Origin of the sequence: Bacillus mycoides (assembly GCF_000832605.1) — a bacterium.
Classification (GTDB): domain Bacteria; phylum Bacillota; class Bacilli; order Bacillales; family Bacillaceae_G; genus Bacillus_A; species Bacillus_A mycoides.
Genome location: NZ_CP009692.1, coordinates 3,305,136 through 3,326,976, shown reverse-complemented (window position 1 = coordinate 3,326,976; position 21,841 = coordinate 3,305,136). Strand labels below are relative to the sequence as shown.

The 21,841-nt window shown below is 33.9% G+C and carries 26 protein-coding genes and 2 pseudogenes; 21 read left to right on the top strand and 7 right to left on the bottom strand.

Annotated features, from left to right (window positions below; all coding sequences use genetic code 11):
- The first annotated feature begins 2 nt into the window (after nucleotides 1-2).
- The 9 genes from BG05_RS19035 to BG05_RS18995 all read left to right on the top strand — a co-directional run bounded on the left by BG05_RS19035 (nucleotide 3) and on the right by BG05_RS18995 (nucleotide 9,845).
- On the top strand, nucleotides 3-656 hold the full coding sequence (locus BG05_RS19035; RefSeq protein WP_002032224.1) for a TetR/AcrR family transcriptional regulator: 654 nt from the start codon (nucleotides 3-5) through the stop codon (nucleotides 654-656).
- 4 nt (nucleotides 657-660) lie between these two features.
- Nucleotides 661-1,629 (top strand): YbgA family protein, encoded by a 969-nt coding sequence (locus BG05_RS19030; protein WP_003189360.1) that lies wholly within the window; start codon nucleotides 661-663, stop codon nucleotides 1,627-1,629.
- A 216-nt stretch (nucleotides 1,630-1,845) separates the two neighbouring features.
- Nucleotides 1,846-2,991 carry an acyl-CoA dehydrogenase gene (locus BG05_RS19025; protein WP_002032227.1) on the top strand — a complete coding sequence of 382 codons (1,146 nt, stop codon included), beginning with the start codon at nucleotides 1,846-1,848 and terminating at the stop codon, nucleotides 2,989-2,991.
- Between the two features lie 15 nt (nucleotides 2,992-3,006).
- Nucleotides 3,007-4,344, top strand: coding sequence for an acetyl-CoA carboxylase biotin carboxylase subunit (locus BG05_RS19020; RefSeq protein ID WP_003189363.1), 1,338 nt, complete (start codon nucleotides 3,007-3,009; stop codon nucleotides 4,342-4,344).
- Nucleotides 4,345-4,370: 26 nt separating this feature from the next.
- Entirely contained in the window at nucleotides 4,371-4,586 is a 216-nt protein-coding gene (locus BG05_RS19015; RefSeq protein ID WP_001985297.1) for an acetyl-CoA carboxylase biotin carboxyl carrier protein subunit, read from the top strand.
- Between the two features lie 21 nt (nucleotides 4,587-4,607).
- A complete protein-coding gene (mvaB, locus tag BG05_RS19010) occupies nucleotides 4,608-5,519 on the top strand; it encodes a hydroxymethylglutaryl-CoA lyase (RefSeq protein WP_002017011.1) in 912 nt (303 codons plus the stop codon).
- A gap of 4 nt (nucleotides 5,520-5,523) precedes the next feature.
- Nucleotides 5,524-6,312: an enoyl-CoA hydratase gene (locus BG05_RS19005; protein ID WP_002017012.1), complete on the top strand. Its 789-nt coding sequence runs from the start codon at nucleotides 5,524-5,526 to the stop codon at nucleotides 6,310-6,312.
- 2 nt (nucleotides 6,313-6,314) lie between these two features.
- The gene (locus BG05_RS19000) at nucleotides 6,315-7,856 is read left to right on the top strand and encodes an acyl-CoA carboxylase subunit beta (protein WP_002017014.1); all 1,542 of its coding nucleotides are present in this window, start codon (nucleotides 6,315-6,317) and stop codon (nucleotides 7,854-7,856) included.
- Between the two features lie 48 nt (nucleotides 7,857-7,904).
- Entirely contained in the window at nucleotides 7,905-9,845 is a 1,941-nt protein-coding gene (locus BG05_RS18995; protein WP_003189366.1) for an AMP-binding protein, read from the top strand.
- Between the two features lie 443 nt (nucleotides 9,846-10,288).
- On the opposite strand, the gene BG05_RS18990 is transcribed toward BG05_RS18995, so the two are convergent.
- Nucleotides 10,289-10,486, bottom strand: coding sequence for a hypothetical protein (locus tag BG05_RS18990; protein ID WP_002017016.1), 198 nt, complete (start codon nucleotides 10,484-10,486; stop codon nucleotides 10,289-10,291).
- A 317-nt stretch (nucleotides 10,487-10,803) separates the two neighbouring features.
- On the opposite strand from BG05_RS18990, the gene BG05_RS31635 reads away from it, so the two are divergent.
- Together BG05_RS31635 and BG05_RS31630 are read left to right on the top strand one after the other, a co-directional pair.
- The gene (locus tag BG05_RS31635; RefSeq protein WP_002085442.1) at nucleotides 10,804-11,019 is read left to right on the top strand and encodes a hypothetical protein; all 216 of its coding nucleotides are present in this window, start codon (nucleotides 10,804-10,806) and stop codon (nucleotides 11,017-11,019) included.
- 45 nt (nucleotides 11,020-11,064) lie between these two features.
- Complete coding sequence (locus BG05_RS31630; protein WP_033733989.1) at nucleotides 11,065-11,286, top strand: hypothetical protein; 222 nt, start codon at nucleotides 11,065-11,067, stop codon at nucleotides 11,284-11,286.
- A 17-nt stretch (nucleotides 11,287-11,303) separates the two neighbouring features.
- Here the strand turns inward: BG05_RS31630 and BG05_RS31625 are convergent.
- A pseudogene (locus BG05_RS31625) lies at nucleotides 11,304-11,360 on the bottom strand (exosporium leader peptide-containing protein); the annotation flags it as partial.
- 198 nt (nucleotides 11,361-11,558) lie between these two features.
- Entirely contained in the window at nucleotides 11,559-11,927 is a 369-nt protein-coding gene (locus BG05_RS18975) for an FtsB family cell division protein (RefSeq protein WP_033729436.1), read from the bottom strand.
- A gap of 329 nt (nucleotides 11,928-12,256) precedes the next feature.
- Here BG05_RS18975 and BG05_RS31130 point away from each other — a divergent pair, with 329 nt between their 5' ends.
- A complete protein-coding gene (locus tag BG05_RS31130; protein WP_003189371.1) occupies nucleotides 12,257-12,427 on the top strand; it encodes a hypothetical protein in 171 nt (56 codons plus the stop codon).
- Nucleotides 12,428-12,593: 166 nt separating this feature from the next.
- The gene (locus BG05_RS18970) at nucleotides 12,594-12,974 is read left to right on the top strand and encodes a hypothetical protein (RefSeq protein ID WP_002127497.1); all 381 of its coding nucleotides are present in this window, start codon (nucleotides 12,594-12,596) and stop codon (nucleotides 12,972-12,974) included.
- A gap of 107 nt (nucleotides 12,975-13,081) precedes the next feature.
- Here BG05_RS18970 and BG05_RS18965 read toward each other — a convergent pair whose 3' ends face one another.
- Complete coding sequence (locus BG05_RS18965) at nucleotides 13,082-13,351, bottom strand: hypothetical protein (RefSeq protein WP_002127498.1); 270 nt, start codon at nucleotides 13,349-13,351, stop codon at nucleotides 13,082-13,084.
- A 494-nt stretch (nucleotides 13,352-13,845) separates the two neighbouring features.
- Here BG05_RS18965 and BG05_RS18960 point away from each other — a divergent pair, with 494 nt between their 5' ends.
- The 4 genes and pseudogenes from BG05_RS18960 to BG05_RS29855 form a co-directional block, all read left to right on the top strand.
- Nucleotides 13,846-14,202, top strand: a complete 357-nt coding sequence (locus tag BG05_RS18960) for a hypothetical protein (RefSeq protein ID WP_002032241.1) — start codon at nucleotides 13,846-13,848, stop codon at nucleotides 14,200-14,202.
- A gap of 124 nt (nucleotides 14,203-14,326) precedes the next feature.
- Nucleotides 14,327-14,839, top strand: coding sequence for a GNAT family N-acetyltransferase (locus BG05_RS18955; RefSeq protein ID WP_002127499.1), 513 nt, complete (start codon nucleotides 14,327-14,329; stop codon nucleotides 14,837-14,839).
- A 49-nt stretch (nucleotides 14,840-14,888) separates the two neighbouring features.
- Entirely contained in the window at nucleotides 14,889-15,449 is a 561-nt protein-coding gene (locus tag BG05_RS18950; RefSeq protein WP_016127014.1) for a nucleoside/nucleotide kinase family protein, read from the top strand.
- Nucleotides 15,450-15,469: 20 nt separating this feature from the next.
- Nucleotides 15,470-15,702, top strand: a pseudogene (locus BG05_RS29855) (DinB family protein); the annotation flags it as partial.
- A 58-nt stretch (nucleotides 15,703-15,760) separates the two neighbouring features.
- Here BG05_RS29855 and BG05_RS18945 read toward each other — a convergent pair.
- The 3 genes from BG05_RS18945 to BG05_RS18935 all read right to left on the bottom strand — a co-directional run bounded on the left by BG05_RS18945 (nucleotide 15,761) and on the right by BG05_RS18935 (nucleotide 18,801).
- Nucleotides 15,761-16,777: a D-alanyl-D-alanine carboxypeptidase family protein gene (locus BG05_RS18945; RefSeq protein WP_002185782.1), complete on the bottom strand. Its 1,017-nt coding sequence runs from the start codon at nucleotides 16,775-16,777 to the stop codon at nucleotides 15,761-15,763.
- 181 nt (nucleotides 16,778-16,958) lie between these two features.
- Entirely contained in the window at nucleotides 16,959-18,116 is a 1,158-nt protein-coding gene (locus tag BG05_RS18940; RefSeq protein WP_002085430.1) for a sensor histidine kinase, read from the bottom strand.
- The gene (locus BG05_RS18935) at nucleotides 18,106-18,801 is read right to left on the bottom strand and encodes a response regulator transcription factor (RefSeq protein WP_002016575.1); all 696 of its coding nucleotides are present in this window, start codon (nucleotides 18,799-18,801) and stop codon (nucleotides 18,106-18,108) included. The genes BG05_RS18940 and BG05_RS18935 overlap by 11 nt, the downstream gene beginning before the upstream one ends.
- A 197-nt stretch (nucleotides 18,802-18,998) precedes the next feature.
- On the opposite strand from BG05_RS18935, the gene yqeK reads away from it, so the two are divergent.
- Genes yqeK through BG05_RS18915 form a run of 4 tightly spaced genes read left to right on the top strand, consistent with a single transcriptional unit; the run spans nucleotide 18,999 to nucleotide 21,819 of the window.
- Complete coding sequence (gene yqeK / locus BG05_RS18930) at nucleotides 18,999-19,607, top strand: bis(5'-nucleosyl)-tetraphosphatase (symmetrical) YqeK (RefSeq protein WP_002168331.1); 609 nt, start codon at nucleotides 18,999-19,001, stop codon at nucleotides 19,605-19,607.
- Nucleotides 19,608-19,620: 13 nt separating this feature from the next.
- Nucleotides 19,621-20,295, top strand: coding sequence for a DUF3885 domain-containing protein (locus tag BG05_RS18925; RefSeq protein ID WP_003189386.1), 675 nt, complete (start codon nucleotides 19,621-19,623; stop codon nucleotides 20,293-20,295).
- Nucleotides 20,296-20,319: 24 nt separating this feature from the next.
- Nucleotides 20,320-21,030: a 5'-methylthioadenosine/S-adenosylhomocysteine nucleosidase gene (mtnN, locus tag BG05_RS18920; protein ID WP_002016571.1), complete on the top strand. Its 711-nt coding sequence runs from the start codon at nucleotides 20,320-20,322 to the stop codon at nucleotides 21,028-21,030.
- A gap of 48 nt (nucleotides 21,031-21,078) precedes the next feature.
- Nucleotides 21,079-21,819, top strand: a complete 741-nt coding sequence (locus BG05_RS18915) for a class I SAM-dependent methyltransferase (protein WP_003189388.1) — start codon at nucleotides 21,079-21,081, stop codon at nucleotides 21,817-21,819.
- Nucleotides 21,820-21,841: the final 22 nt, after the last annotated feature.

Genomic DNA, 21,841 nt, shown 5'->3' with positions numbered 1-21,841 from the left:
AAATGAAGAAGGATTGGCTGGAAGAATTAGTTGCCGCAACGAATGCTGATAAACGTAATGAACGTCAAATGCGTATATTAGAGGCAGCTGTTGATATGTTTGGAGAAAAAGGGTACGCCTCAACTTCAACGAGTGAAATTGCAAAGCGAGCTGGTGTAGCGGAAGGAACAATCTTCCGCTACTATAAAACGAAAAAAGATTTATTGTTTGCAGTCGTGATGCCGACCTTAACAAAGTTTGCTGCACCATTTTTCGTACAAGCCTTTGCAAAAGAAATATTTAAAACAGAGTATGAATCGTATGAAGTGCTTTTAAGAGTAATAATTCAAAATAGATTTGAATTTGCTAAAAAGCACTTTCCAATGATAAAAATATTAATTCAAGAAGTACCATTTCAGCCGGAACTAAAAAGTGAAATACAACAATTAATAGAAACAGAACTGCTTGTACATTTTAAAAAGCTGATTGCAAAGTTTCAAGAAGAAGGGGAAATTATTGAACTTCCACCATCTTCCGTATTACGTCTTACTTTATCAGCTGTATTAGGGTTGCTCTTAACGAGGTTTTTATTATTGCCGGAAGAGAAATGGGACGATGAAGTGGAAATTGAAAATACGATTCAATTTATATTGTATGGACTAACGCCACGGAGGTAATGTGATGCGACAATTTGCTAAACCGATAATTGTTGTAAGTAAATGTTTAGAATTTGATGCCTGTCGTTATAATGGAGAGATGGTTCCAGATTTAACAATTCGAAACTTGCAGCCATTTGTTACATTTATACCTGTATGTCCTGAAGTAGAAATTGGTTTAGGGACTCCTCGTGAAACGATACGTATTGTAGAAAAAAATGGTGCGAATAGGCTTGTACAACCGTCAATACGAGAAGATGTAACTGAAAAAATGAATGAATTTTCAAATGCATTTTTACAAACATTACCTGAAGTTGACGGTTTTATTTTGAAGAATCGTTCGCCAAGTTGCGGAACTCGTGATGTGAAAATCTATTCTGGTTTTGAAAAAGGGCCAGTAAAAGGAAAAGGAACTGGATTATTTGGTGGAGCAGTAATAAAAAAATTTTCGCATCTTCCAATTGAAGAAGAAGGTAGATTGTCGAATTTTATTATTAGAGAGCATTTCTTTACAAGATTGTTTACAATCGCGCATTACAAAATGATTAAACATACTAAAAACATAAAAGAACTCGTAGCGTTACAATCAGATTATAAGTATTTATTTATGGCATATAATCAGGTGAAACAAAAAGAATTAGGGCGTATTATTGCAAATCAAAAAAATGAAACAATTGAAGTCGTATTTGATAACTATGAGAAGACTTTATATGAATTATTTATTCGCGCGCCTCGCTATACATCGAATGTAAATGTATGTGAGCACATTTTCGGATATTTTAAAACAAAGCTAAAAAAACAAGAAAAAGATCATTTTTTAGAGCTGTTACAGAAGTATTCTGAAAAGAAAATCCCACTTAGTAGTTTACTTGTCATTTTAAAAACATGGGCCATTCGATTTGATGAAAAGTATTTATTAAGACAAACATATTTCGAACCATACCCTGAAGGGTTAGTAGAAATTTCTGATTCGGGAAAAGGTAGAGATTATTAAACAATAAATTACATAATTCGACACAAAACCTCCTATGTTGTTGTAGAACAATGTAGGAATTTTTTTGTGCATTGGTACAGAATCTGTTTTAAAATTAAGTTATGACAGAATTATAGCAATTGTCTAACTAATATTCGTGTCTTTTAAGAAGTAATGTTTGTAGTAGAAACTCGCACGCTGTCGAAACTCAATATTCGATAAGGGGTGTGTAGCGGAATGGAATTTACTCTAACTCGCGAAAAACAAATGATTAAAGAAATGGTACGTGATTTTGCTGAAAAGGAAATCGCACCGAAAGCTGTATATTATGACAAAACTGCGGAATTTCCATATGAAACATTTCAAAAAATGGGCGAACTAGGATTATTAGGTATCCCATTCCCGGAAGAGTATGGAGGTTCAGGTGGCGATACGTTATCGTACGCGTTAGCTGTTGAAGAGATTGGTCGTGCTTGTGGTGGAACAGGTTTAAGCTATGCTGCAACAATTTCATTAGGTGCTTCTCCAATTTATTATTTCGGTACAGAAGAACAAAAACAGAAATTTTTAGTTCCAATGGCGTCAGGTAAAACGTTAGGTGCTTTCGGATTAACGGAGCCAAATGCTGGATCTGATGCAGGGGGCACACAAACGAAAGCAATTTTAGATGGCGATGAATATGTTATTAGTGGTGAAAAGTGCTGGATTACAAACGCAGAGTATGCAAATACAATTATTGTAACCGCTATCAACGGTTTTGAAGACAATGGTAAAAAACGTATTTCTGCATTTATCGTACCGACTACTAGTGAAGGATTAACGATTTCAAGCCCTTACGATAAGATGGGTGTTCGTGCTTCTAATACTTGTGAAATCGTACTTGATGGTGTACGTGTACCGAAAGAAAATATTCTTGGTGATGTAAATAAAGGATTTAAACAATTCTTATATACACTTGATGGAGGACGTATTTCAATTGCAGCATTAGCAGTAGGTATTGCACAATCTGCATTTGAACGTGCATTGCAATATGCGAAAGAACGTCAACAATTTGGAAAACCGATTTCTAATTTCCAAGCGATTCAATTTAAATTGGCTGATATGGCGACTGAAGTAGAATTAGCGCGTAATTTAGTACATAAAGCAGCTTGGTTAAAAGATAACGATAAACCTTTCGGTAAAGAAGCGGCTATGGCAAAGTTGTTTGCATCTGAAGCTGCAAGTCGTATAGCAAATCATGCAGTACAAATTCATGGTGGATATGGCTATATGCGTGAATATGAAGTTGAACGATATATTCGTGATGCAAAACTTTTAGAAATTGGTGAAGGAACTTCTGAAATTCAACGTCTCGTAATTGCAAGACATTTAGGATGTAGATAAAAAGGAGGAGTCACTATGTTTCAAAAAATATTAATTGCTAATCGCGGGGAAATCGCAGTTCGCATTATGAAAACTTGTCAAAAACTTGGCATTCGTACCGTTGCTATTTATTCTGAGGCTGATGAAAATGCCCTTCATGTAAAATTGGCAAATGAAGCTTACTTAGTAGGCGGTCCACGTGTCCAAGAAAGCTATTTAAACCTTGAAAAAATTATGGAAATAGCTAAGAAGACAAATGCTGAAGCAATCCATCCGGGGTACGGATTATTATCAGAGAATCCATCTTTTCCGATTCGCTGTAAAGAAGAAGGCATCGTATTTATCGGTCCTTCAGAAGAAATCATTACTAAGATGGGAAGTAAAATTGAGTCACGTATAGCGATGCAAGCAGCAGATGTACCAGTAGTTCCAGGCATTACTACAAATATAGAAACTGCTGAAGAAGCAATTGAAATTGCAAAACAAATTGGTTATCCATTAATGCTTAAGGCATCCGCGGGCGGCGGAGGCATTGGAATGCAGTTGATGGAAACTGAGCAAACGCTCACCAAAGCATTTGAAAGTAATAAAACAAGAGCGCAAAATTTCTTTGGTAACGGAGAAATGTACTTAGAACGCTATATAGCAGATGCACATCATATTGAAATTCAGCTTTTAGCAGATACACATGGTAATACAGTGTATTTATGGGAACGCGAATGTTCAGTGCAGCGCCGAAATCAAAAAGTAATTGAAGAAGCACCTTCACCATTTTTAGATGAGGATACACGAAAGGCTATGGGAGAAGTTGCTGTACAAGCTGCTAAAGCACTTGGTTATACAAATGCAGGTACAGTTGAGTTTCTTGTAGATGATCAAAAGAACTTTTATTTCTTAGAAATGAATACGAGATTACAAGTAGAACATCCAGTTACAGAAGAAATTACTGGGTTAGACTTAGTTGAACAACAATTACTTATCGCATATGGTGAGAAGCTATCATTTACACAGGATGATGTAAAACGTAGTGGTCATGCCATTGAGGCTCGTATTTATGCAGAAGATCCGAAAACATTCTTCCCATCACCTGGGAAAATTACAGATTTAACGTTACCGACAAATATACGTATTGATCACTTTTTGGAGAATCAAGTAACGATTACACCTTTCTATGATCCAATGATTGCGAAAGTAATCGCACATGGTGAAACTCGTGAAGAAGCGATTTCAAAATTAAAAATTGCTCTAGAAGAGTTAAAAGTAGAAGGTATTAAAACAAACACACCAATGTTACTGCAAGTACTCGGAGACGATGTGTTCAAAAGTGGTATTTATACAACGGGTTTTGTAACGAAACAACTTGTTAAAAAGTAAGATTTATGAATATTAAGGGGGAAAAAATGATGACGAAAGTATATGCATCGATGGCAGGAAATGTTTGGAAGATTGTTGTAGGAGTAGGAGATACAGTAGAGGAAGAGCAGGATGTCGTCATTTTGGAATCTATGAAAATGGAAATTCCAATCGTTTCAGAAGAAGCCGGAACTGTTATGAAAATTAACGTACAAGAAGGCGATTTTGTAAATGAAGGAGATGTATTACTAGAAATTGAATAGGGAGATATAGGGGGAAGCGAATTGAAACTACCTAATTTTGCTGTCATTAAAGAAGTCGGGCCACGTGATGGCTTACAGAATGAAAAAAAGATTGTTGGCACAAAAGATAAAGTAAAATGGATTCAACTACTTACAGAAGCGGGATTGTCGTACGTTGAAGTTTCCTCATTCGTTCACCCTAAATGGGTTCCTGCATTAGCAGATGCAAGTGATGTGTTTTCTGAGCTAAAAAGGGATCCAAATGTTACATATGCAGCGCTTGTTCCAAATCAAAATGGTTTGGAACGAGCTTTTTTGCAAAATGTAGATGAGGTGAATGTTTTTTTATCAGCAAGTGAATCTCACAATAAAAGTAATATTAATAAATCTATTAAAGAAGCATTAGCTGTAATTGAAGATATAACAAAACAGGCAACGTTCGAAGGTAAAAAGGTAAGAGGCTATGTTTCTACTGTATTTGGATGTCCTTATGAAGGGGATATAAGTGCCACAGCAGTTGACGAAATATGTAATCAACTATTTTCATACGGCATTTATGAAGTTTCTCTCGGTGACACGATTGGTGTAGCGAATCCATTACAAGTAGAACAAGTATTAGAACATCTATTAAAGAAGTATGATGCTTCGCAGTTTGCAATGCATTTTCATAATACGTATGGAATGGCTCTGGCGAATGTAGTTAAGTCTTTAGAATATGGTATTACAACGTTTGATAGTTCTTGTGGTGGACTCGGAGGATGTCCTTATGCACCAGGAGCATCGGGTAATGTTGCTACTGATGACTTAGTGCATATGCTCCATAAGCTGGGAGTCCAAACTAATATTGATGAAGAAAAGTTATTGAGAGCTAGTCAGTTTATTCAAAGTAAGTTAAATATCCAATTACCGAGTCATGTGTATAGAGCGCTTCAACATAAAACGATAAGTAGGTGAGAAGATGCTGCAATTACAAAACATTTCAGTTGACTATGTTACACCGCACGTTGTAAAGATTTCGTTAAATCGTGAAAGACAAGCAAACTCATTATCTTTGGCATTATTAGAAGAATTACAAACTATATTAACTCAAATAAACGAAGAATCAAATACGCGCGTTGTTATTTTAACAGGGGATGGCGAAAAAGCATTTTGCGCTGGTGCTGATCTAAAAGAGCGTGCCAACATGAGTGAAGAACAAGTTCGCCATGCTGTGGGTATGATTCGTTCTACTATGGAGATGGTGGAACAATTACCACAACCAGTTATTGCTGCTATTAATGGAATCGCACTTGGCGGAGGTACTGAATTAAGCTTAGCTTGTGATTTTAGAATTGCTTCTGACACTGCAAGTCTAGGTCTTACTGAAACTTCTCTTGCAATTATACCTGGAGCAGGTGGTACTCAGCGTTTACCGAGATTAATTGGAGTCGGTAGAGCGAAAGAATTAATTTATACAGGAAGACGTATTTCGGCGCAAGAAGCGAAAGAATATGGTTTAGTAGAATTCGTAGTACCAGCTGATTTACTAGAAGAGAAAGCAATTGAAATTGCAGATCGAATTGCTAAAAATGGTCCAATTGCTGTTCGATTAGCAAAAGAAGCAATTTCAAATGGAATTCAAGTAGATTTACATACCGGCTTACAAATGGAAAAACAGGCGTATGAGGGCGTAATCCATACGAAAGATAGATTAGAAGGATTACAGGCATTCAAGGAAAAACGCAAACCAATGTATAAGGGGGAGTAAATATGTTAGATCAAAAACAACAATCTAATTCATTTGAAGAACGAGTTGAAACAATTAAGCAAGGCGGGGCACCGAAATATCATGAACAAAACAAAGCAAAAGGGAAACTTTTTGTTCGAGATCGTTTAGCTCTTTTATTCGATAATGGTGAATATGTGGAAGATGCATTATTTGCAAATTGTGAACAAACTGGATTACCAGCTGATGGTGTTGTAACTGCGACTGGTAAAATACATGGTCGTACTGCGTGCGTAATGGCAAATGATTCGACTGTAAAAGCTGGATCATGGGGAGCACGTACAGTTGAAAAAATTCTACGAATTCAAGAAACAGCTGAAAAATTACGTGTACCGTTATTTTATTTAGTTGATTCTGCTGGAGCGCGTATTACAGATCAAGTTGAAATGTTCCCTGGACGCCGCGGTGCGGGAAGAATTTTTTATAACCAAGTGAAATTATCTGGAAAAGTGCCACAAATTTGTTTATTATTTGGACCTTCAGCAGCTGGTGGTGCGTATATTCCAGCATTTTGTGACGTTGTTATGATGGTTGAAGGAAATGCTTCTATGTATTTAGGGTCTCCGCGTATGGCTGAAATGGTTATCGGTGAGAAGGTAACTTTAGAAGAAATGGGCGGAGCACGTATGCATTGCTCAGTATCAGGATGCGGAGATGTTTTATGTAAAACAGAAGAAGATGCAATTACGCAAGCAAGACAATATATTTCTTATTTTCCAAGTAACTATTTAGAAAAGACTCCTTTGATTACACCTCAAGAACCGAAACAGTTCGATAAAACGTTAGAAGAAATCATTCCAGAAAATCAAAATGCTCCTTTCAATATGAAAGATCTCATTAACAGAATTATTGATGAAGGTTCTTTCTTTGAAGTGAAAAAATTATTTGCTCAAGAACTAATTACAGGTTTAGCACGCATTGATGGTAAGCCAATTGGCATTATTGCAAATCAGCCGCGTATGAAGGGCGGCGTATTATTCCACGATTCAGCTGATAAAGCAGCGAAGTTTATAAATTTATGCGATGCATACCATATTCCATTATTATTCCTTGCAGATGTACCTGGATTTATGATTGGTACAAAAGTAGAACGTGCCGGAATTATTCGTCACGGTGCAAAAATGATCTCTGCAATGAGTGAAGCAACTGTACCGAAAATTTCTATCGTCGTTCGAAAAGCATATGGAGCTGGCTTATATGCAATGGCAGGTCCAGCGTTTGAACCAGATTGCTGCTTAGCATTACCAACAGCTTCTATTGCAGTAATGGGTCCAGAAGCAGCGGTCAATGCTGTATATGCAAATAAGATAGCAGCTTTACCAGAAGAAGAGCGTGCAAGCTTTATTGCTGAAAAACGAGAAGAGTATAAGAAAGATATTGATATTTACCGTTTAGCATCTGAGATGGTGATTGATGGTATTGTTCATCCAAACAATTTACGTGAAGAGCTAAAAGGACGATTCGAAATGTATATGAGTAAATATCAAGTATTCACGGATCGTAAACATCCTGTATATCCAGTTTAAAAGCCCTATTTAGGGCTTTCTTGCTCAAAAAATCAAGGAGGGGAAAACATGAAACAAGCAGTTTGGTTTCCAACAGAAGAATATAAAGAAAAAACGCGTTTATTTGGTTGGATGAAATCATTAGGCTATGAAGATTACGAAGCTTTTTATAATAAGTCAATTGAAGAAACAGCTTGGTTTTGGGGAGAAGCTGAGAGAGCAGTTGGCTATCAGTGGATGAAACCATATACAGAAGTGTTAGATTTAGAAAATGGTACACCGTTTGCACAGTGGTATACTGAGGGAACTTGTAACGTTGTAGAATCTGCTTTATCTCGCTGGCTTGCAGACGATAAAACGAAAACACAAGCAGCACTTATGTATGAAGGGGAAAACGGAACTTCGAAATCATTTACATATGAAGAGCTTGACAGCTGGGTAAGCCGTGTTGCCAACGGTTTGAAACATGCTGGTATTGAAAAAGGTGATCGTGTAACAATTTACATGCCAATGATTCCTGAAACAGTTGTTGCTATGTTAGCGGTAATGAAAATTGGAGCGATTATTTCACCAATATTCTCAGGTTTTGCTGCTGATGCAGTAATGACACGTGTACAAGCAGCTGGTTCAAAAATGGTTATTACCGCAGATGGCTTTTCACGCCGTGGGAAAATTGTTTCATTAAAAGATGAAGTAGATAAAGCTTGTGAACATTGTCCAACTGTTGAAAAGGTGGTAATTGTTCGTCATGCAGGAAATGATTTTACACCGCATAATTATGATTTTTCATGGAGTACGTTAGAAAAAGAAAAACCATTTATACATGCTGAAGAAATGAACAGTGATGATCCATTAATGCTTATATATACATCTGGAACGACTGGTAAGCCGAAGGGGACAGTACACACACATGCTGGTTTCCCGCTAAAATCTGCATTTGATGCAGGATTTGGAATGAATATAAAACAAGGCGACCGAGTATTATGGGTAACTGATATGGGCTGGATGATGGGACCATTTTTACTATTCGGCTCTTTAATTAATGGCGCAACAATGGTTATGTATGAAGGTGTCCCAGACTTTCCAGAAGCAGACCGCTTATGGGAGACAGTCGATAAATATGAAATTACTCATCTCGGTATTTCACCAACGTTAATCCGTGCATTAATGGCAAAAGGTGATGAATATGTAAATAAACACTCGTTAAAGAGTTTAGAAGTATTCGCATCAACAGGAGAACCTTGGAATCCAGACCCATGGATGTGGTTATTTAATACAGTTGGTAAAGGTAAAGTACCAATTTGTAACTATTCAGGTGGAACTGAAATTTCAGGTGGGATTTTCGGGAATGTCCTAATTAAGTCGATCGCACCGATTAGTTTTAACGCATCTTTACCAGGAATGGCAGCGGTTGTACTTGATGATCAAGGTAAACCAATTCGAGATGAAGTCGGAGAACTATGTTTAGAAAAACCTTGGGTAGGTATGACGAAAAGTTTCTGGGAAGATGATGAACGTTATGTAAACACATATTGGTCACGCTTTGAAAATAAATGGGTCCATGGGGACTGGGTTATTTATGACGGTGAGCAATACATCATCACAGGACGTTCAGACGATACGCTAAATATTGCAGGGAAACGTATTGGTCCTGCTGAATATGAATCTATTCTTGTGAAACATAATGATGTAATAGAAGCAGCGGCAGTTGGTGTACCGGATGATGTAAAAGGAGAAGTTTGTCATTGTTTTGTTGTATTACGAGATGGTGTAACATTCTCAGGAGAATTAAAGAAAGAATTAATGAGTTTAGTAAACTCTCATATTGGTAAAGCTTTATGTCCAAAAGACATCCACGTTGTAGAAGATTTACCAAAAACACGAAATTCTAAAGTAATGCGACGTGTCATAAAAGCTGCTTACTTAGGAAAAGAATTAGGAGATTTATCGTCACTTGTAAATCCTGAAGTGGTACCCTTTATTCAAGGACTACAGTCTAGCAAACTATAAAATTACGAATGAGCTCTATGTAAATAGAGCTCATTTTTAATGTTTACAAAAAGAAAAGAGAGGAAAAGTAAATTTGAAGTTAAAAAATCTACTATTAGTGTTAAGTATGTCTGTTTGTTTTTAGTTTTTATCAAAATAGGATACTGTGGCTGTCTATTCAATGGAGTGAATGAATTTTGTTAAGAATGAAAATTTAGTGAAGAAAAAAGTAATGAATAAAAGGAGAAATCCCTGGGGGACAGGGATTCAATAAGGGAGATATTATTGTCGTTCAATGTCGAAATTTGGCGTATCCGACAAATTAATATTATCACGAATTTTCAGGAGATTGTGATAGTGGATGTGTCAAAAATGTGTACGGGTTTCATATAAAAGTGTTATTTAAATAGGAAAAGGGAAAAGAATTAAGTTCACTCGTTCTTAAGATTTTTTCCCTTTTAAATTTACTGTTTGTTCGTTGTTCTATATACATCTGAAATTGGTAAATCTTCGCCATGTAAAGCTTGAGTACTGTCCTTTTTGTTTGAATTATGTGCCTCCTGAGAGGTTTCTTGCAGTTGTTCTTGGGCCTTACTAGGGGTATTCAGCGCATCTAATGACACAGGATCAAGTTGTTGACTTAATAAATCTTTTTTATCCATGTTATGTAGCTCCTTTTTGAACTTAGATATAAAAACAAAGTATTTTTAAATAGTTACGTGGGTATTATGTATCTTTGAATGGAATTATATACACAAACTATATTGAGAATTTAACTAATTATAAAAATTACTTGTGCTGACAAGCTTAAGAAATATAAAGATCATTAGTTCTTAATAAAAGCGTTATTTTAGTAGGCTGTTACGAAATTTCATTTGAAAGGAACATCCCAATGATAAAAAAGAGCACTGTAAATCAGTGCTCATCTTATTAGATATTGCTTAGTCCTTAAAAATAAAACCATTACGGACAATTCACAATGGTAATAGTGACGCTAGCCATTGTTCCAGGAGAATCAAGAAGTGAAGCAGTAACGGTTACTGTTCCAGGCCCATTAGCGGCTAGAAATACAGCGGTAAAGTTACCTGAAGCATTGGTAATGACCGCAAGAGGAACCATGAAAGCAAGAGAAGGGTTACTGAATGAAAAACTGACCACTACTCCTGGAGTAGGACTACCGTTTACTAATACTTGACCCGAAAAAAATAAAGTATTATTTCCTTGAGTGGATACACATGCTGTGGTTTCGTTAGAAGTCAAGGTAATAGAGGCAGGCCCAGCAGGAAGATTAAATCCAGTTGGTCCAGTTGGTCCGGTAGAACCAGTTGGTCCAGTTGGTCCAGTTGGTCCGGTAGAACCAGTTGATCCGGTTGATCCGGTAGAACCAGTTGGTCCGGTAGAACCAGTTGATCCGGTTGAGCCAGTAGCTCCTGTAGAACCGGTGGGACCAGTAGGGAATTGAAAGGGTTGAACAGGTGGAAGTGTAGGTCCAATAGAACCCGGATTAAGTGCAGCAAAATATAAAAACTCGTCCATTATTTATCACCTCTAAAAATCGTATTACTAATAGTAAATGTAATGATAGAGCAATGTGAAATGGACAAGCGGTTGTATTTTAATAAATTAAACAAAATAGTTATTTGATAGAAAAAGAAATTAGTATGTTTATTTTAGAAATTAAATATAAAAAGGCGATTATCGTCAAATCGCCTTTTGGGGTAATGCAGTGTAATTTTATTCAGTTATTTGAAATATAGTTTCATTCGGTTTGGAAAATCCATACAGTTTCCTTGCGAATTTTAAAATTTCTTCTTCACTACCTGTTAAAGCCTTAACATCATTTTTAAGGGAATGACCATCCTTCTTTAAAGAAGATAATTTTTGTTGCTCCGTATTAACCGTGATTTGTTTTTCTTTAATCATTTCTTGCTGGTTATTAAGAGAATATTGAAGGACAAAAATTATAGGTAATATAAAAGCTAAAGTAGTTATAATACGGCGTCTTGCTTTTTTATTATTACTTTGTTTGGTGTTAGCGTTCACTTGCTGTGAGGGTATCTTAGGATTTGATTGTTGTGATGATATTTTTGGGATGTTTCCCATTAAAATGCCTCCATTACTGATTGTAGAATTTAAACTGTTTAAAAGTATTATAAATGTTCAATGGGAATTCTAGAAGATAGTTTAATATAGGTGAGTTTTGTAAAGTTTAAACAAAATCCTTATTTAAATAAAAGGAACCCCGATTGTCTGCGGGGCTCCTAAGGGTAATCGTCAAGTAATGACGTACTCGACTAGTTAACGATATCATGAATTTTTTGGTAAATATACTGGTAAATGCGTCCAAATTAATGAGAGCATTATTTGAAACAAAAACGCTATTTTAATAGGGAGGGGAATAATGATGATTCCATGGGACAAGCGAGTATACATTGTATCAAGGTGATCATTTTATTACAGAGGGGATAATTTTAGAGGTTAGTGAAAAGGCGAATAAATCATTATATTGGCGTTGGTGCATGTTAGCTCCAAGATATGAAAAAGTGTGCGGTAATAGTACAAAGCGACTTCGGTTGATTCGGATAGATGATGATGAAGAATGATATAAAAATTTCATTTTGTAGAGAAATGAGGTGATTAAGGATGGGCATAGAATATGCCATGTTTGTATTAAAAAAGAGCAGAATTTAGCCTATATATAAAGATGTTGGAATTGTTCTAAAGGGGGGAATATCTGGAATATAAATAATTGAGGGGAGTGAACTAATAATGGAAACTAGTACTTTTTTAGGATTGTTTTGGGGATGGATAACGGTTATCGTATCGGGAATACTTTTCGTACGTCCATCGGTACTACGTGAATTGAAAAAATTAGTGGTTGAAGACAGAGGATTTGGTATTATGTATGGTTTTCTATCGATTTTCCTAGGGTTAGGTAGTGTAATCCTACATAATGTATGGGTATTCAACTGGCAGGGGTTCCTAACGGTTATTGCATGGCTTGCATTATTAAAGGGAATCTACATAATTGCATATCCTGAACCCTCCAAGAAAACAGACTTTGAATTAAGGGTACTATCTACACGTATAGCGCTCGCTATCATTGGCGCCTTGGCTTTATGGATGCTTATAGTAATCTATATAAAATAATCATTTTCTAATAAGAACTATATTAAAATAAATCTCTACGTGTTCATTGACAAAAAGCTGACTATACTTAGTCAGCTTTTTGTATATTACATTCTAGTATTTATCGGTCACAAAAGACATGTTCTCTCTTTTAAGTCGATATTGAAAATGTTACCAACTTTTTCTTTTACAATGACAACAAATAAAGAAACATTTACAACGACACTTATTTCGTTTAGAACTCCAATCATTATCACAATGATTCTTTTCTTTAGATTTCCACCAATCATCATTACAATGCTTTTCCTTAGAACTCCAATCATCATCACAATGATTCTTTTCTTTAGATTTCCACCAGTCATCACAACAATGCTTTTTCTTAGAACTCCAGCAATCATTTTTCCAGGACATTCTTTTATACCTCCCTTCAATAGGATTCATACTATTCTATGTTTTAGTAAAAGAATGGCTTGTTTATTAACCTATTATTTTACCTTTATATGATAGAGTGCTTTCTACTAGATATAGAATTCATACAAACTATGCTAATTTTCAAGAGATAGTTGAGAGAACTACTGGTTATGATATTAATCAACAAACACTTGTTGAAGGAAACGTTAAGATTTTAAATAATATCTTATTTTGGAGTACGCTTTTCTGAATGTATATTTCACAATGGTAAAGGAAAAATACACCATATCACTGCGAACAAAGCCTATGTATATGTGAAGTAATAGGAAAAGGTGGTCCCTATTCAAGGAGCCGGCTTATTAAAAGTATAAATAAGAAGGTTTAGTACAAGTGTTTGTTTTTTTGTTTCTATGCTTTTGTCTCGTACACTTTTAAGCTATTGGACATACTTTACTAGTAGAAAGGATTAGGGGGTGAGGTTTTGGGTTCTCGATTTAATAATTGTAGAAAGAAATGTACGTGTAAGCATGATGATTGTTGGGACATTTTTGAAGAGTGTAAAAAGGAAAAGAATGAGAAATGTGACAGTTCTTGTGTACAAGGAATTAGAGATGAGCTTAAAAAATTAATTAATAAAACAGTGCGAATTAACACTGAAGGACGTACTTATATAGGTACTGTTTCTTCGGTAACTTGCGATGTTGTTAAGCTAGCTGCTATTCCTGGTTCAGTTGCAGCAATTATATCTCTTTGTAAAATTGAAGCAATTTTACCACCTGCTACAACTGTTACTGATGAGTTTGATTTTAACGGTGTTGACGTAGCAAATAAAGATTAATTATGCTTTATTGATGCTAAGCCATTCTTATGAATGGCTTTTTATTTTGTTTAAAAGGGAATATATTTTTCATATAGAAATAAATTTGAAGGTGTATAAAAGGTTGTGTGAAAGGAGAATGAGAGTGATCAAGCTGAAACAATTTACAAGATCTGATTTCAAACAATTAATAAATTGGATTAATTCCGAAGAATTTTTAATACAATGGTCGGGAAATGCATTCACATATCCTTTAAATGAACAGCAATTAGAGAAATATACAGAATGTGCAAACACACTGGCATTCAAAATAATGGATGAAGAGACTAAAGCAGTTATTGGTCATATTTCTCTTGGACAAATAGATAATATAAATAAGTCTGCTAGAATTGGAAAAGTGCTAGTTGGTAATACGAAAATGAGAGGGCGTTCTATAGGGAAACATATGATGAAAGCCGTACTTTGTATTGCTTTTGATGAATTAAAACTACATAGAGTAACTCTTGGTGTTTATGACTTTAATAAGTCAGCTATTTCTTGTTACGAAAAAATAGGTTTTGTAAAAGAAGGTTTATTAAGAGAGTCAAAAAGAGTAGGAGAAACGTATTGGAATTTATGGGAAATGAGTATGTTAGAATATGAATGGAACAATAAATAATAGTATTTTATAATTATATTATGTTAACAAAAGGGGTTTGGTGGGAATCGTGAATAAAAAAACAAAAATAATTTCAATTGCAGCTGTTTCAGGGGGCGGTAAAACTACCATTACAGAAAGTTTAGCTCATGAGTTGAAAAAATCAAAGGCTCTATATTTTGATAGATATAAATTTGATAACTGTCCGGTTGATATTTGCAAATGGATTGATGATGGAGCTAATTACGATGAATGGGTACTTACACCGCTAATGAATGATATTCAGCGTTCTATACAAGATAGTAGTTTAGATTATATTATTGTAGATTATCCTTTTGCATACTTAAATAGAGAAGTGGGAAAATTCATTGATGTAACTATATTTATCGATACACCTTTAGATATTGCGATGGCTAGAAGAATTTTGAGAGATTTTAAAGAAGATACAATGAGTGAAATACATAATAATTTGAAACATTACATGACACATGCGAGAAAAGCTTATTTAGAGGCAATTCATACTGTTAAGCCGAATTCGGATATTGTATTGGATGGATCTTTATCTATAAGTGAAATAATTGATCAAATAATAGAGGAACTTAATCGAAGAGAAGTGATTGTGAATGGTTAAATGTATAAAACGATATGTACAAGTCATTATCTGATTTATATAGACGAGAATTAGATAACTTTTTGCGTTATGGTCTGGCGACTTCGAATCAAAAATATTGAAAGCTTCATGGACAGATAAAACATATAAATACGGTGAAGTTTTAATGCATGTAATTGTACATGAAATTCATCATATTGGTCAGATATCTATATGGGCAAGAGAATTAAATCTTCAGCCCGTTTCAGCGAATTTAGTTGGAAGAGGATTGTAGATTTAGAAACCGACTTGCAGTGTAAACGCAAGTCGGTTTTTATATATAAGAAGATTTCTTAATTAAAATCCTCGGCTTTTTTTTGACGTATATATAAAAACATTAAGATTGTAATGATGAAAAAGATCATAATCATTTGTATGATTAAATTTTTAAACTGAAACAATATTGTCCAAGATGTAACAGCATCTTTAAAAGCTTGGAGTGCAGAGTACGAGGAAGGATCAAAACCGTACTGAAGTAACTTTTTTGTTTCAATAAAAGTACTGTTTTCATCACCGGCGTCTAATATTACTGAAATAAGTCTAGTATCTCCTCGTGTGGCTGTACTGACAAAACTATAATTACCATTAGTTGAAAAACTAGTTTGTAAGCCGTCAACACCTTGGAGTTTAATGTTTTTATTAAGGGAATATATCATTTTATTTGTATTGAAAACTTTTGAATCTTTGAAGGTAAATTGGTAAGAGGTTAGTTTCGTAACATTCAATACATCTGGAAAGTCTTTTACTAATTGTGTTGCTAGTTTAGCGACGTCTATCGATGTTGTAGTTGATTGTTTATTCGTATCGTTATTAATTCCAGTAGCATTTAGAAACGGGGATGGTTGTGATAACTTTAGTTGTTTTGCTTTGTCATTCATTAAAAGTGTAAAGTTATCTTCGTTTCCAGCAATGTGTTCTGCAAGGGCAAGTGCGGAACGATTATTCCCTGTCAAAAACAATGCATGAAGTAAATCACGAACCGTCGTTTTATCTTTCGAAGTTACTTGTATAGGACTCGTTTCTGCTCGGAAAACTTCGTTACTTATTTTTACTAATTCATCTAACTGTATTTTTCCTTCATTCAGTTGTTCCAGTGCGATATACTCTGTCATTAATTTAGATAAAGTAGCTGATTGTATAGGAGTTTCTTCATTTTTTTTATAAACAATCTCACCAGAATTAGTATCTATTAAAATAGCTGATTTAGCTTGAATAATTGGACCATTTACATAAAGATAAAAATATAAAACGATAAGTGCAGTAATAAGAAAAGATAATAATAAAACTGTTATTTTTTTTAAGAATTGCATTAGCGATCCTCCTACTATTACATCAATAATATTATTGTAAAAAGGAATGCTTAATTAGGAAGAAAGAAAAGGTAAAGAATTTCTAAAGAATTATAAAGGATTATTAAATTTTGGATATTGATGGAATATAAAAGGTTCAATTTTTTATATGATAAAAAATTGAACCTATAAATATGTGGTATTAAGCTTTATAAGGGAGTAATTTTACAGTGAAAGTTGTTTTTTTATCATCGCTATATACTTCAATTGTTCCTTTATGCAATTCAACAATACTTTTTGCAATTGCTAATCCGAGCCCAGATCCACCAGTGTTTGTTGAACGTGATTTTTCAACACGATAAAAACGTTCAAAAATATGAGGTAAATCAGTACTAGGGATAGGTTGTCCGTAATTTGTTATATCAATTGTAATCATGTTATTGCTTTCGTAAGCGGTAATATCAATATGATCTCCATCATTTCCATAAGTAATAGCGTTTATGATTAGATTTTCAAACACACGTACTAATTTATCCCCATCAGCTAGTACCATTAGCTTTTGAGATGGGAAAGAAGGGCGACATTCAATATTAGCTTCTTGAAGCTGTATCCGAAATTGGACAGTTAATTGTCCAAGCAATTCTACAATATCAATGGGAGCAGAATATAAACTTAACTCTTTATTTTGAACGCGTGTATATTCAAACAAGTCATTCATTAATGCATTAAGACGAGTTACTTTATCGTAAATGACTTGAATATAGTATCGTAATTCTACTTCATCTCTATAATTATCATGATGGATTAAATTTACGTATCCAACTATAGATGTAAGAGGGGTTCGTAAGTCATGTGATACATTTGTAATAAGTTCGCTTTTTGCTTGTTCTGCCTGTCTTTCTTCATCAATCGAAACTTTTAATTGCTCAATAATTTGATTGACCCCAGTTGCCAGTTCTTCTAAATAATTATGGTGTACGATGGAAACTTTATGATTAAAGTTTCCACTTGCAATATACCGAATCTCTTCAATCATTTTTTTTATACAAGTTTCATAGTAAACCTTTCTTTCATGACGATAAAAAATGTATAAATAGGATGAGAAAATAGAAAATAAAAACAAATAAGATACAATCATCATCCATAAAGACTCTTTTAATCCAATATATTTTTCATGGCCAAAAATTCTAATGAATTCTTTTCCTAGTTCGCTTAGAGTAAGTGAACTCTCAATTACACTCGTTACGAGGCGAAATATAATTAATTCGGTAATTGGTGTAAGAGTGATAGCTAATAAAAGCCAAAAAATAAGCTTCCACTTTGGTATATCTTTTAATATATCAAATGCTTCATTTCTCAATTTTATATCCTACTCCCCAAACCGTATGAATTAGTTTTTCACCATTCATTACGGTTTCAAGTTTATCGCGTAAATTACTAATATGGACCATTACCGTTTTATTAGAACCATAACCGTCTTCATTCCAAACTCGTTCGAATATCTCTTCAGAGCTAAATACTCTTCCAGTATTACTCGCTAGTAAATATAAAATATCAAATTCGATAGAGGTGAGTTTAATATATTCTCCATTTACTTTAACAGTATGATTATGTTTATGTATTTCAACAGAACGAATACGAATAATACCATCTTCATTCTTTTGGGAAGTAGCATTTTGGAAAGAGGATCTTCGTAATAAAGCCTTCACTCTAGCCACTAATTCTAGTGGATTAAACGGTTTAATCATATAATCATCTGCGCCGGTCATAAGTCCTAAAATTTTATCCATATCTTCAGCCTTTGCACTAAGCATAAGGATAGGTACAGTATTATTTTCACGCACTTCTTGACAAACTTCCAATCCGTTTCGTTTTGGCATCATAATATCTAAAAGCATAAGGTCAACTTCATATGTACATATCATTTGTAATGCTTCATCACCATCATAAGCTTTATAAATGTTATAGCCTTCATTTCGTAAATAAACAGCCAGTAATTCTACAATATCTTTATCATCATCAATAATTAATATGTTTTTATTCATTTTATAGTTAGTTCCTTTCCTTACAATTAATCAACATTACTATAATATCAAACATTTATGTATTTTGTAGTAATGTTTCTACATAAAATTTCATGTATCGTATTAAAAAGGAATTAAAACATTCATAACGAATATAAAATAAGAAGGATATTTAAACTCCACATTATACTGAAAGATAGTTATAAGGGGGACTTGCTATGTTATATAATGATATATATTCATTTACTCCAACTGGAAAAATAGAAAATGATATTAAAGCTTTTCTATTAAAATACAATAAAGAATTTACATATAAACATTCAATTCGTGTGGCAAATGAGGCGAGAAAAATTGCGGGAATATTTTATGAAGATGAAGAAAAAGCAGCGATTGCAGGGTGTTTACATGATATTAGTGCAATCTTTCCGAATGAGGAGCGGATTGCAGTTGCTGAAGAATTTGGCATAGAAATATTACAAGAAGAACGAGAGTTTCCAATGATTATTCATCAAAAATTATCGAGTGTAATTGCAAAAGAGATATTCAAAATAGAGGATGAAGAAGTTTTAAATGCAATCAGTTGCCACACTACGTTGCATAAACATGCAACGAAGATGGATTTAGTATTATTTATTGCTGATAAATTAGAATGGGATCAAATAGGGACACCGTCATATTTAATTGAGGTAAAAAAAGGATTGGAAAAATCTTTGGAACATGCTGCTTTTGTATATATTTCATATTTGTGGGAAAGAAAATATACATTAAAAGTCATACACCCGTGGTTAGAAGAAGCATATTGGTATTTAAAAGAAATTGTAGAGTAGAAAGGGTATAAAAATGCAATTTAAAGAATATATGAATCAAACATTCCCAGGAGTTACGTTAGTACCGTCCATATACTTTCAGTGGGAAAATCATCTTCATTTTGATTTTGGGAAAGATAAATATCAATTCAAAGAAGATGGTAACACGTATAATATGGAATATTTTACACAACTATATAGGTATAATAAAAGTCTATTTAAAGATATATTTTCAAAAGAAGATACCGTCTTTTTAGTCACAAATGTTTATCGATTTAAACAGGAAAATATAAAAAATGCGCAGAAAATAAATGTATACAATAGGTTTATTAAAAAGAGGGATTTAAAGTTTCATATAAGACAAGAAACATTCCCTTTTCTATTTGAGGATGAAGAAGCTGACTTATATTGTACATATCAATTTTCTTTAAAATGTCTTGCTGAAGATATTAAATATGAACCGCTTATTCAAGCAGCTAATCATGAAGATTTCCCTGACCTACGTCCACGTCTAGGGCGAAAAAAAGAAATTTCACATCCAGATGTATTTTTTATAAATGTAACAAAGGATATTATCATGTTTATTTATGATGATAGAGGATGTGAAGTAATTGCGAAGAATAAAGAAAAGATACGGGATTTATATGAGAAGTATAAAGAGTGGATACCAGAATATGAACGAGAGAGTATAGATGACTTATTTACATGAAAATAGGAGGAAGTGAAGTGTGTAATGAAAAGGATCGCAATTGTATCTGCATGGGAACCAGAGCTTACGTATTTGCATCAACATTATCCAAGTGAGCGTGTAGAAAAAATAGCAGCTTGGGAATTTCATTTTCATTCTATTAATGAATTAGAAGTTATTTCAGTTGTAACTGGTGTCGGTAAAGTAAGTTGTGCTAGTTGTGTACAACTATTAATAAGTGAATTCCAGCCAGACCAGTTATTTATGACAGGGATTTGCGGGAGTTTATCAGATAAGGTGAAAAATGGACACATCGTTGTAGCTCTTAATACTTTGCAGCATGATGTTACAGCGGCTGGTTCAGGAGAAGATAGTTTTAATCTATATGATGGTAGAACAGCACCTATTGAAACAACTAAATCACTCGTAAAACGAATGAAGAAATTGCGTTCGTATGACCCGGTCCATTTTGGTACATTTCTATCTGGAGATCAACGTATTCGAAGTTCAGAAATGAGGTATTTACTTCATACTGTATACGGTGCTTTAGCCGTTGATCAAGAAGTGGCAGCATTTGCTTATGTATGTCGTGTAAATAACAAACCATTTCTATGTTTAAAAGCTGCCTCAGATCAAGCGAATGACAAAACGAAAGAAGAACAAAAGGTTTTTAAAATGTTAGCATGTGAACGAGCGTGTGAGCATTTAATTACTTTTTTACGTGTTTATGAGATTACTGTAGTTAACAATAGATAACAAGAGGGGGAATATCCCGCTCATTTCAAATTAAGAGGTGAATTATAATTGCATACGTATTATGGAGAACTTTGTACAAAGATATATGAAAGTGATAAATCAATTGCAGCCGGAAAAGAATTGGATTTTTATCTTTCTTTTGCAAAAGATAAAAATATACATGTGTTAGAACCAATGTGCGGAAATGGTAGAATGTTAATTCCCTTTATGCAAAATGGTGTGAATATAGAAGGGTTTGATATTTCGAAAGATATGCTTAAAGTTTGTAAAGATAAAGCAGAAAAATTAAACTTAAAACCGGTTGTGTCACAAGGAAGAATAGAAGAATATCATAGTGATAAAAAATATGATCTTATTATGATTCCTATCGGTTCATTTTCACTTTTACCAAATAATTTAGTAGACAATAGTCTTCAAAATATGAAAAACAACTTAAAGGAAAATGGCAAATTACTTCTGACAATTGTACAAGGTGGAAGTGAGACAGAACAAATTTTAGATTGGATAGAGACAAATAGAAAAGAAATTAACAATGAATTAATTGTTGAGTATAGAAAAGTTTCATATGATAAGGCGCAAAAACTTCTAAATATTATACTGAAATATGAAATCATTCATGATGAGAAAATAAAAGAAACTGAGATTATGGATTTTCCTATAAGACTATATGATTTAAAAGAATTTGAAAATATACTTATTACTAATGGTTTTAGTCAAATTGTTGTTCATGAAATAAAAGATGGATATGGTGAAGGTAATTCATTTCATGTATTTGAATGCAGTTTATAACAAGTCAAAGCGGGGGATTATA